The sequence below is a fragment of the Acidobacterium sp. FHG110202_01 genome, assembly GCF_059115305.1.
The window spans coordinates 153714-165645 of sequence record NZ_JBZYWJ010000009.1; the positions used below are offsets into that span (position 1 = coordinate 153714).

Annotated in this window: 8 protein-coding genes; 4 read left to right on the forward strand and 4 right to left on the reverse strand. The window is 55.8% G+C overall.

Annotation, left to right across the window (positions count from 1 at the left end; genetic code table 11):
• From AC5S16_RS18580 to AC5S16_RS18590, 3 genes are all read right to left on the reverse strand, one after another.
• Entirely contained in the window at window positions 1-789 is a 789-nt protein-coding gene (locus AC5S16_RS18580; RefSeq protein ID WP_493931602.1) for a hypothetical protein, read from the reverse strand.
• Between the two features lie 142 nt (window positions 790-931).
• Window positions 932-1420: a cupin domain-containing protein gene (locus AC5S16_RS18585; protein WP_493931603.1), complete on the reverse strand. Its 489-nt coding sequence runs from the start codon at window positions 1418-1420 to the stop codon at window positions 932-934.
• Between the two features lie 69 nt (window positions 1421-1489).
• Entirely contained in the window at window positions 1490-1774 is a 285-nt protein-coding gene (locus tag AC5S16_RS18590; RefSeq protein ID WP_493931604.1) for a hypothetical protein, read from the reverse strand.
• Window positions 1775-1848: 74 nt separating this feature from the next.
• Between AC5S16_RS18590 and AC5S16_RS18595 the strand changes: the two genes are divergently transcribed.
• From AC5S16_RS18595 to AC5S16_RS18610, 4 genes are all read left to right on the forward strand, one after another.
• Entirely contained in the window at window positions 1849-3228 is a 1380-nt protein-coding gene (locus tag AC5S16_RS18595) for an FAD-containing oxidoreductase (protein WP_493931605.1), read from the forward strand.
• A 370-nt stretch (window positions 3229-3598) separates the two neighbouring features.
• Entirely contained in the window at window positions 3599-7153 is a 3555-nt protein-coding gene (locus AC5S16_RS18600) for a carboxypeptidase-like regulatory domain-containing protein (protein ID WP_493931606.1), read from the forward strand.
• Between the two features lie 126 nt (window positions 7154-7279).
• On the forward strand, window positions 7280-8878 hold the full coding sequence (locus AC5S16_RS18605; RefSeq protein ID WP_493931607.1) for a Na+/H+ antiporter: 1599 nt from the start codon (window positions 7280-7282) through the stop codon (window positions 8876-8878).
• Between the two features lie 117 nt (window positions 8879-8995).
• Window positions 8996-9688: a DUF4765 family protein gene (locus AC5S16_RS18610; RefSeq protein WP_493931608.1), complete on the forward strand. Its 693-nt coding sequence runs from the start codon at window positions 8996-8998 to the stop codon at window positions 9686-9688.
• 81 nt (window positions 9689-9769) lie between these two features.
• On the opposite strand, the gene AC5S16_RS18615 is transcribed toward AC5S16_RS18610, so the two are convergent.
• Window positions 9770-11899: an alkaline phosphatase family protein gene (locus tag AC5S16_RS18615; protein WP_493931609.1), complete on the reverse strand. Its 2130-nt coding sequence runs from the start codon at window positions 11897-11899 to the stop codon at window positions 9770-9772.
• Window positions 11900-11932: the final 33 nt, after the last annotated feature.

The following is an 11932-nucleotide window of genomic DNA, read 5'->3' on the forward strand; positions in this document are numbered from 1 at the left end:
CTATTGTTTTTTCGGTTGTGATTGAGCGGGATCTTCCGGCCACTGATGCGTCACTTTGCCCTCAGCATCGAGAAACTGCATCGTGGGGGTTCCATTGGCAGCTACGCGCAGCAGAATACGGGTATGGCCTTCGGGATCGCAGAGGCGCAGTTGGGAAGACTTATCCGGTCCGCGCTCCAGCCTCGCACGCGCTGGCAATCCGATCGGATACCTCGCTCGAAAAGCTGCTCTGGCTTTCTCTTTCTCAGGACCGTCCGGCATGGCGTGTATGGAAGCAAAAAGCTCCGTCACTTCCGGCGTTTCCAATGTATCAGTAGCGTTATCGTTGATCTCATAAGCTGTACCGCGCTCGTCGCCATCCTGAAATGTAGTCAAGGACATGGTCTGGTCCTGCTCATACTCATCAAAACTGAGGTGTCCGTAGGAGTGCAGTTTCCCATCCGGCGTTCGTTCGCCGCCGAAAACCATGCCGCCGTTCTCAGTTCCCTCATCGTTCATAAAGAGCATGCCGGCACTTGAGCGGTCAGCACGGGTGAACTCCTTGCCTTTGAAAAACCCTCCAGGGAACTCGGCCTTATCGGAGATCACCAGCCGCGTCGTGCCATCCGGCTCAACAACATTCATGCGATGCACGGTGATCTGATCGAATTCGACGGGATGTGTGTCTTTCTTTTCCGCGCCGGACACGCGCACCAGTTTGAGATTCATGGCGGTTGTCACGACAAAGACGATGGTGAGCACAGCGGAATAGGCGGCAAGAAAACGCGGATGCGAGAAGAACCTCGCCATGATCGGGATCTCCTTAGCAAAGATGTACGCTGAACGGCTTAGTTCAGTTCGCACATTTTACTGGAAGGAGCAAACTTCATGTAATCCTTTTACAACCACCGAGCAGATTACTGGACAACAAGGAGATCATGCCAACAATATTTTAAGGATAGATTTCCATCTCGTACTGCGGCGCCAGGTTTGTGAGCCTGTCGAAGACCTGAGGATCGTCATGTTTCGGGGCCTGGTTCGCGGAACCGGGCTGTCCTACATCCGCCCAGAACCGCTCAATCCCACCCGGCGAAAAAATGACGAGGAGCTTGCCGGGGACAGCGCCTACATTCTTGTAGGTGTGCGGCACTCCCTTGGGGATGCGGAGGAAGTCGCCATCGGCAGCATCCACGATGCGGTCGCCCATAATGACCGAAAACGCGCCCTCAACAATATAGAGGCACTCTTCTTCGCGCCGCTGGATGTGTGCCGGGGGACCATTGCCGGGAAACGACTGAATCTCCATGACGGAGTACGCGCCTCCGGTCTGGTCGGCGGCGGTCTTAATGGCGTAGAAGTCTCCCATCAGCCAGAAACAACGGCTTCCCTGTCCTGTTTCAAGGACCGTAGTTCCAGGGTCTAGGAGAAGATTCTTGTCCATGGCAGAGTCATCCGTACGACTGGTGATGACCGATTTTAGCCTGATTCAGGCATGTTTGAGCGGTGAAATTCACAACAAATGAGAGGCTATCTCATCCCATTCTGATTCAAGAGACGATTTGCTATGCGGTTTTGCTGCACGGCGATACCAGTACCCGGCATTCCATGAATCGCCCTCTTTCCGGTGCAGATAGGCGTGCACCCAGGCAGCATCCGGCGACTCAATCTCCTGCGCTATCTCATGGGCACGGTTCCAGTCGCCTTTGGCATCCCACCAGAGAGCCTCGAGCAGAGGCAGCAGGTTCGCAGGCGGAGCGTCGAGTGAAAGCGATGCGCGCAGTTCGTCGGAGGTCATTGTAGGCAGAGAATCCAAATCCGAGACAAAACTGCTTTAATAGTAACGCGCAGCCCGCATTGCGAGGAGACTCGATGACCACCAGCTTCGACTCGATCATCATTGGCGCCGGCCAGGCCGGCCCATCGCTTGCCGGACGTCTTACCCAAGCCGGCCAACGCGTCGCCATGATTGAGCGCAAACTTTTTGGCGGAACCTGCGTCAATACCGGCTGCATCCCTACCAAGACGCTGGTCGCCAGCGCCTATGCAGCACACATGGCTCGCCGCGCGAGCGATTTCGGCGTGCATATCGAAGGCGTGGTCGGTGTCGATATGAAGGCAGTCAAAGCTCGCAAGGATGCGGTATCCGCACGGTCGCGCACCGGTGTCGAAAACTGGCTGCGCGGAATGAAGAATTGCACCGTCTATGAGGGGCATGCCCGTCTGCTCTCAAATCGTGAGGTGCAGGTCCGCGATGAAGTACTGACGACAGAGGCTATCTATCTCAATGTTGGCGGCCGTGCGGTTGTGCCCTACTTTCCAGGGGTGGACGAAATTCCTTACCTGACGAATTCGAGCATGATGAATGTCGACTTCGCGCCGCGCCATCTGGTGGTTGTCGGCGGCAGCTATGTTGGCCTTGAGTTTGCGCAGATCTACCGCCGCTTCGGCAGCGAAGTCACTGTTGTGGAAAAAGGCGACCGGCTGGTACGGCATGAGGACGAGGATGTTTCAGCAACCATCAAGGAGATTCTTGAAGCCGAAGGCATTCATATCCGTCTGAACGCTGAATGCATTGCCTTCCAGAAACACGGCGACGATGCATGTGTTCACGTCGACTGTACTGTCGGAACCCCGGAGGTCGTTGGGTCGCACGTGCTGCTCGCCGTAGGCCGCGAGCCGAATACCGGCGATCTTGGCCTTGAAAAGGCTGGAGTCGCTGTCGATGAGCACGGATACATCAAGGTAGACGACAAACTGCGCACAAGTGCCCCGAACATCTGGGCTATGGGAGACTGTAATGGAAAAGGCGCTTTCACACATACTTCATACAACGACTTTGAGATTGTCTCCGCCAATCTTCTTGATGGCGATTCCCGCAAGGTGAGCGACAGAATTCCCTGTCATGCGCTGTATATCGATCCGCCTCTGGGGCGCGCCGGCATGACCGAGGCCGATGTGCGCAAATCCGGAAGGCCCGCCCTGATGGGGACACGCGCCATGACGCGAGTCGGGAGGGCGATTGAAAAAGGAGAAACCCTGGGCTTCATGAAAATACTTGTTGATGCTGAAACAAAAAAGATCCTCGGAGCATCGATTCTGGGGACAGGCGGCGATGAAGCTATCCACTGCATTCTGGATGTAATGTATTCCCAGAAACCCTACACGATGCTGCAGCGCGCCATGCACATCCATCCCACCGTTTCTGAACTCATCCCGACGGTCTTAGGTGATCTGCAGCCGTTGAAATAAAAAGTTATTTGGCTAAATATTCGCATGCCAGAGGCGGGCTATGTAATGTACTATGTTTGCCGCTGGCGATAAGCAGTATTTCGCGGCACTTTCCGAGCAGGGTTTCGATAGAAATCAGTTCTAGATGACGCAGGACTAATCCGTAACTATTTCTGTTACAGATCTACGGATGTGTCCGCACTTGCTGTTGGAGTCGAGTCGCACAGCAGGTTATTCCATACAAATAGACCTTACTTAACAGGCAAAAGCCCGTCACTGGAACGCACTGCGGTGGTAACGATACCAGCTCCAGCCCCGCCTATCTGTGCCGATGTCGCGTAAGTAGTGCAAACCGAAACCTTTCGTCAAGCATGCTTTCCTGGAGGCCGGCATGAACTCTCTCAAGCGCAAGCTGTCTTTTCTGCGTTGTCAGAAAGCCCTCTGCCTTTGCGCAGTGGCGCTCGTCTACATCATCTTTTCCCCCGCGGCATTCGCGCAGAATGACGTCGGCTCGATCGTCGGGTTTATTACAGACCAGTCCGGAGCTGTAGTGCCCAATGCAAAAATCACCATCACCAATGAGGGTACAAGCGAAGCGCGCATCGTTACGTCAGATGCGCAGGGACGCTATACCGTCCCCAACCTCTCGCCAGCCGTCTACACCATGACCGCCGAAGGAGCCGGATTCCAGAAGTTTGTCAGCACCCATAACAGACTGTCCTCGAACACAACCATCGACATTGATGCCAAGCTCACCGTCGGACAAGAAACCCAGACCATCCAGGTATCCGATACGGCGGCGGTTCTGCAGACGCAGTCCGGATCGGTGCAGAGCGAAGTCACTGGAACCCAGGTGCAGAAGCAGGAGCTGAATGGTCGCAACCCTATCTATATGGCACAGTTGCTCCCCGGCGTGAACAGCAACAGCACCATGGGCGACTTCAACTATTCCTTCAACAGCGGCGACACCTTCCGCATCAACGGTGCGCGCACGCAGGACACACAATATACTCTCGATGGAGCTCCCGCGACCCGCACGCGTAATGACGGCGAGATCATCGCCGGCTCAAATGTCGATGCGGTGCAGGAAATCCAGGTGCTCACCGCCGATTACTCCGCGGAATACGGCAGCGCTTCCGGCGCGCAGATTCGCATCGTCACCAAGAGCGGCACCACAGATTTTCACGGCGATCTGTATGAGTACCTGCGCAATTCAGCCATGAACGCCAACACCTGGTCGCGCAATCTCAACCCGGCAACGCAGTTTCCTTCTCCATTTGTCTACAATAATTTCGGCTTTGCTGTTGGCGGTCCTATGTGGATTCCCAAGGTCCCCTTCATGGAAAGCTGGAGAAACAAATTCTTTTTCTTCGTGAACGAGGACTGGGTTCGCTACCGTTTCAGCGACACGCAGAACCAGGCCGTGCCCACGAATCTCATGCGCCAGGGAAATTTCAGCGAGCTGCTGGGTCCCAATCCCTGGTATCCCACCGGCACCGTAATCTACGATCCCACAACATGCCCTACCGCAGGCGCTGCCAGTTGCGTGCCTTATCCCAACAATGTCATTCCTCAGAGCCAATGGAGCCAGAATGGAATGGCAATCATCAACAGCTTTCCCGCGCCGACTCCCGGTTTTTTGAATGGCACGAGTAACTGGGCCGCTTCCGCTCCTCATCCGATCAACCAGCGCAAAGGACAGATCAATGCTGATTTTCTGATTACTCCAACCCAGCATCTCGAATACCGGCGCGCGGACAACTCCTATAACGAATCCGCGCCCTTCAATCAGAACAATCCTCTCGTTCCTCTCCTGTGGCAGAGGCCAAACCAGACCAACGCCGTGGGCTGGACATGGACGATCAGCCCGACCATGATCAACGAAGCGCGATTCAGCGTCAGCATCGATGATGTCTACATCGGCATCAACCCCGCGGGCGCAGGCTACAATCGCGGAGCCTTCGGCATCAACTTTCCTTATATTCTTCCCGGACAAAAAGCCGCAGAGGACAAGATTCCGACTGTGAGTCTCCCGACATTCCTGAGCCTCTCCGGCGGTCCGTATCCGTCACACTCTTCCGGCATTATCTATGCAGGATCTGACAGCTTCACGAAGGTATGGGGCAATCATACGCTCAAGGTCGGATTCTTCTTTAACTATGCCGGCGAAAACGACAACGATCAGATCAACGTGGACACGGTTGCAAACGGAGCAAGCAACCAGAACGGAAGCTTCACCTTTACCGACAGCAGGACGGGACTGGGTGCAACTTCCGGTGTAGGACTTGCCAATCTTGCGCTGGGACTGGCCGACAGCTACACCGAAATCGGCCCGAAAGCCTACACTGTATGGCGCGGTAAGATGTTCGAATACTTCGCGCAGGACAATTGGCAGGTTAACCCGAAGCTGCATCTCGATTACGGCCTCCGCATCACCAACACAGTTCCGGCGCATGCCCTTTGGGGCAACGCGACCTACTTCGATCCGGCTTCCTATGATCCGACCCAGGCACCGACGATCGATCCCTCGACGGGCAACGTCATACTGGGCACGGGCAATCCGTACAACGGCATTGTGATTCCGGGCTTCAGCAGCTTCCCGAGCTCGGCCACGCAGAACAACCGCGTGCCTGCTGCGAACCCCGCGAACAATGCCTGTGCCGGACAGCCCTGCACTGGCTTATTTGCCCCCGACCTGCCGAAGGGTTATGTAAGCTCCACCACGGTCGTGCAGCCTCGCCTCGGCATTGCCTACCAGGTCACGCCTACGATGGTCGTCCGTGCCGGCGGAGGAGAATTTGTAACCAACAAAGGGATCATCGACAACATCTTCCCCGGCGGCAACTCGCCATTCCAGCCGACAGTGACGGTCAACAACGTGTCAGTGGATAATCCGGGCGCAGGCCTCAACACAACTGTAGAAGCGCCCATCATTATCACCACCATGAACAGGCACATTAAACCTCCAGTAAGATGGAACTGGAACCTTTCTGTCCAGCAGGAGGTTCAGCCGCTGCACTCTGTATTTCAGCTCGCCTATGTCGGCGCGCACGGCTCGCACAACTGGAATGTTATCGACATCAACCAGCCGGCAGTCGGCGCGTTGCTGGCTAATCCAGGCGTCAGCGTGAACTACCTCCGGCCGTATAAAGGCTTCGGATTTATCCAGCAGGAACAGAGCGGCGTAAACTCTTCCTACCATGCTCTGCAGGCTTCGTGGAGCAGCCGCTTTGGCGACGGCTCAACGCTCGGCATTGCCTACACCTTCTCCAAGAGCATGGATAACAGCTCAAACTACCGCGACATCGTTCCCGACAGCTACAACCTGAGCAATCTGTGGGGACCATCGGAGTATGACATCCGCAATGTTCTCATCATCAACTACCTCTACGCTCTTCCCTTCTTCAAGGGGCAGCATAATCTGACGGGAACCCTGCTCGGCGGCTGGGAGCTTAGCGGCAACACCCAGTTCCAGAGCGGCCAGCCCTGCGGAATCGGAACCAATAACGACTTCGCCGGAGTAGGCGAGTTCGGGAGCTTCGGTTGCGGCACAGAGGGCCAGTTCTGGGTAATGAACGGAACCCCGAAACATATCGGCGGTTTCGCCGGGCCGGCCGGCAACGGCTCGAAGTGGTTCTCGATTACGAATGGTGCGGGAAATCCAATCTTCACACAACCCGCCTCAGGAACTTTCAACCTTCAGCATGGAGTGCGCAACAATATCTATCAACCGGGCCTGCAGAACTGGAACCTTGCGCTGATCAAGAGCTTCCCGTTCTATAAGGAGAATGCTTTAGAGTTCCGCGCTGAAGCCTACAACTTCATCAACCATCCCAACCTGTCCACTCCGCAGCTGACTCCAACTTCGTCTCAATTTGGCGAAGTTACCAGCAAAACCACCAGCAACCCCCGCACCCTCCAGGTCGGGTTGCATTACCGCTTCTAGCTGTTCTGATGTAAAGGCAGAATCTCAGCGGCGCTCGATGCTCTCGGGCCCCGCTGAGAGTTTCCGCTTCGCTCGACCGAAAGAGTGTATTGCCGTGCCGCCGCCTGACGTGGTGCAATCGCATTCATGAGCGAGATCGGGAAAGTTGAATTTGTTTTTCTGCTGCTGCTCTTCTTCGTTGTGGTCTTCGGAGTGCTCGCGCGCAGACTGAAGACGCCGTATCCCATCATCATGGTTATCGGTGGGCTGGTTCTCAGTTTCATACCACAGGTCCCCGACATCACGCTCAACCCCGACCTGATCTTCGTCGTCATACTCCCGCCGCTTCTCTATTCTTCGGCATGGGAGACTTCCTGGCGGGACTTTCGCTACAACATCACCAGCATTTCATTGCTCGCCTTCGGCCTGGTGGCATTTACGGTTATCGGCGTTGCTTTCGCAGCCCCTCGCGTCTTTCCCGGCTTTGATTGGCGCCTCGGCCTCGTGCTGGGAGCGATTGTCGCCCCAACAGATGCTATTGCCGCAACTTCCATCGCCCGGCGCATCGGGCTGCCCGGCCGCATCGTGGACATTCTTGAAGGCGAGAGCCTCATCAACGACGCCACCGGCCTGCTGGCCCTTGAGTTCGCGCTTGGGATTCTGGTTCACAAGCGCATCCCCACCGTTTCCACCGGTCTCCTGACGCTGCTCTGGCTTACAGCCGGGGGCGTCGCTATTGGGCTGGTCATCGCCTGGATTGTCTACAAATTTGAGCGCAGGATCGACGACGGTCCGGTGGAAGTTGCGCTGAGTATCATTACGCCTTACGTGGCCTACCTGGCTGCACAGACGGCGCATGCCTCCGGCGTACTCGCAGTAGTGAGCTGCGGATTGTTTCTCACAAGACGCGCAACCCATCTGTTCTCACCTTCGGTTCGCATGGGGACATGGTCTGTATGGCAATCGTTGACCTTCATCCTGAACGGACTGGTGTTCGTACTTATCGGGCTTGAATTCTCTGCGATTCGCGCTTCGATTCGCGGATACGACCTCTGGGTAGTCATCCAGTATGGCGCAGTCTTCAGTATCCTGCTCATCCTGCTGCGGCTTGTATGGGTCTTTCCCGGCGCGCGTCTGGCTTACCTGATCCGCAGGCAGGTCCAGCACCAGAGGGAGAGACGCCCAAAGCTCTCCCAGACTTTTGTTGTCGGTTGGACCGGAATGCGCGGAGTAGTCTCTCTCGCAGCTGCTCTCTCTCTCCCCACTCAGCTGATGGATGGCTCACCCTTCCCGCAGCGAAACATGATTCTGACTCTGACTTTCTGCGTCATCCTGGTGACGCTGGTGCTCCAAGGACTCACGCTACCGCCTCTTATCCGCGTTCTCGGTCTCGCCGGAGAAGCAGGCCCCAACTGCGAAGAGCTGGAAGCACGCCGCATCCTTGCCCGTGCCGCTGTGTCACACCTCGAAGGCGCAAAAGAGCGGGACAACGGCGAATCCGCTGATGTGTATGAAGACCTGACTCACCATTACCGCCAGCGACTGGCGAGCCTTGAAGCAGGCGAGAACACCTCAGAGGCCGACGACCACGCGCGCCATCTTGAAATCTCTCTGGAGACATTGCGCATTGAACGTGAGACTGCAATCCGGCTGCGCAATGAAGGCCGCATCAACGATAGCGTGCTACGCCGCATCGAACGTGAGCTGGATCTGAGCGAATCGCACCTCGCCCAGAGTGGTGAATAAGCTTCTGCTCCTGGCGTTCTGAGCACACTTCCATAGCAACAAAACTTTCTCTACAGCGATAACTCCTGAGTTGGCTTATTTGCTACAACGAACTAACTGAAGGAGTGACTTTAGTTTATGGGTACTGTTGGTGGAAGCCTGCCTCACCTGACCATCCCCGATAACAATGATGCAATCTCTCAGATTCACGGCTCTCCGGCAGAGGAAGACGATGAAGGCTCAGATGCCGCCACTATCCGGCAGGGAGATATAACTCCCCAAGCTCAAAGTCCTATTGATGGTTTCGGCGATTCCATCCCCAGCAGCCCGACAGCTTCTGGATCACACCTCACGTCGCTGAGCGACCTGGCCGCCAACCATCCTCCAACCTCGGAGGCCGAGGTCGCAAATGCCGTCAACTCAAATCAGCACCGTGATGTAACGCTCTGGCGCGGAACCTCAGCCGAGAGTGCTGAAGGCATCCGGAGCCATGGCACGGCGGGTGGCGTAGAAGGTCGTAACGAGAATACTGCCGCCCCGACAGAACATGAGGCTCTAACTCAGGTTGCTGGAGGTTCACTTCCTGCCAACCAGCGAGCAGCAAAGAAGCCTACGGAATATACAACAAGCCCTGGAACAGCGAAGAGTTTTGGTGGTGCGAACCAAATTGTCGCTGTTCAGGTCAACACGCGATATCTGACCAAGGGAAGCGGCGATGGAGAAAATGGATGGACTATCCATAACGAGGCTCCAGTCAAGTACCTGGGCGCGGCAGAAGGCGAACGTGCCGGAGAAGGTTCACATTCCGGGTCACTCCCGGATGCGGGCTGACACACACAACTTGTTCCCCCTAAAAAGTGCAAAACAAAAGACCGGAGCCGATCTCTCAGCTCCGGCCTTTTTTGTTGAGTACTACTGACCGATTCCGTAAGGATGCGAATGCGGGTTGTGATCATGGCCGTGGTCATGATCACCGTGGAAGTCGAACAGGCCGAAGAGATCATCGATGGCCGGGCCATTGAGCGGCACATACGGATTCTCAGACCGGGCAACCGGGTTCGGGAAGTTGTCACGGCTGCGGCGCGTGACAGGTTCCAGGCCCCAGTTTTTCTCGATGAACTTCAGGATCGATACATGGTCGGAGTATTCGTGCGAAATGTGTCCGGCCCTGGTGTACGGAGAAACGACGATCAGCGGAATACGCGTGCCGTCACCGAAGTAGTCGAGCGGCTGCACGTAGCCCGAATCATAGTAGCCGCCGCCTTCGTCGAAGGTGATGAAGATAGCGGTATCTTTCCAGAGTTTCGGGTTTGCCTTCACTGCATCGACGATCTTCTTGGTGAAGCCTTCAAAGAGGTCGAGCTTCGAAGAAGCCGGGTGGCCGTCGACCAAGCCGCTCGGTTTGACCACGGAAACCGCCGGCAGCGTACCGTTGGCGATGTCCTGATAGAGGTTTGCCGTGTCCTGGATATGCGCCGTGCGGATAGACGCATTGGCCATGATCGAGGTGTCGTACTGGAAGGGATTGCAGATGGTGCAGTACTCATCGGTCTTCGCACCGATCGCGTTGAAGTTGAGCTGATAAGGATCGGGAACGTAATTGTTCCACTGGTCGCCATAGTATTTCCAGGAGACACGTTTTTCCAGCAGCTCGTCGCCGATGCTGCGGACTGAAGACGGCGGAATAACGAACACCGTGTTGTTGGCATTCGTATCGGTGAAAGCATTGTTACCGTTACCGAAATATCCCGGGTTGTAGTTGTTCAGCAGATAGTAGTGGCCGGCTTCGCAGTTCGACTTGATCGACCGCGGCAGCGAGTGCAGATATTTCACGATCGTTGCCACGCCCGGCTGCGAGATGTCCGAGCAGTTGGTGTAAGAACCGCCACCAAAGGACGGTGAGCCGAAGGAACCGCCGCCGTATCCATCTTCCATGTACCAGTTATTGGTGCCGGTAGCAGGATTCGGGTTCTCTACTTCGTCGACAACACCGGCATTCGCCGTGCCCGTCGCAACTTGCTGGTTGTGAGGCGGGGCTGCAGCATGGCCTTTGCCGTCACTGAACCAGATCATGTCGCCATGGCCGAACATGATGTGATTCGCTCCGGTGCCGCCATTTACTGACTGATGGAAGTTATCGCTCATCGCGTACTCATCAGCAAGCTGCTTGAAGTAAGGAGCATCGCCCTTCTGCACGTTGTAGAAGCCCATGGCAGTCGACCCTTCGCCGGTGGTAACAGCATCCGCTGAATACTCCGTGCTGAAGTTTGCAGGCTGCTTGATGCCGTTGGCCCCGGCACCAACGGTCGTTTCTACCCACGGGAACAGCTTGGCATCGCAACCGGACAGGTTATCGATCGTAGCCCTTTCCGCGCTGCAGTCCAGCTGCTGCCACATCTGGTAGAAGCGATGCACCGGGCTGGCCGAATACGCGTTGTAGTTGAAGGTGTCGCCGTTCGTTAACTGGAATGGCCCTGAAGGAAGATTGTTCACGTTCTTGATGCGCGCGTCGGGAGTGGCAGCAGTCTGGCCGGTTCCGCCGCTCACAAGATACTGATAGTAGTTCTCGGGAAGACCGTTCTCCGACTGTTTCGCCAGAGTAAGGCTGTCACCCTGCACAAAAGAATCCGTCGGGCCGCCAACAAGGGGAGCAGGGAGTACGGCGCCGGGAAAATCGGACTTGGATGGGCTCAACAGGAATGCATCGGGCGCTTCATCAGAAGCCGCTTTCTGTTCGGCTTTGGAAAAATTCGGGCCCGGTGTTCCGTCAGCGTTCACAATACCTTCGGAAAGGAGGTTCCAGACTTTTTCGCCTCTCTTGGGAACATAGGTTGCGAAAACGTGATCGAAGCTACGGTTTTCGCCAATAATTACAATCACATGCTTGATAGGTGTAGCTGTCTCATTGTCACGGCGGGATGATGCGGCTTGCGACTGCGCATCGACAATGGTGGTGCCGATTGCGAACTGAAAGACAGCCGCTGAGATCACACCCGTTCGCATTGTTTTCAATGCCGTGGATGCGATTTGCTTTGCATTCATTACTACCTCCTATGTTGAAGCCGTCCAGCATCA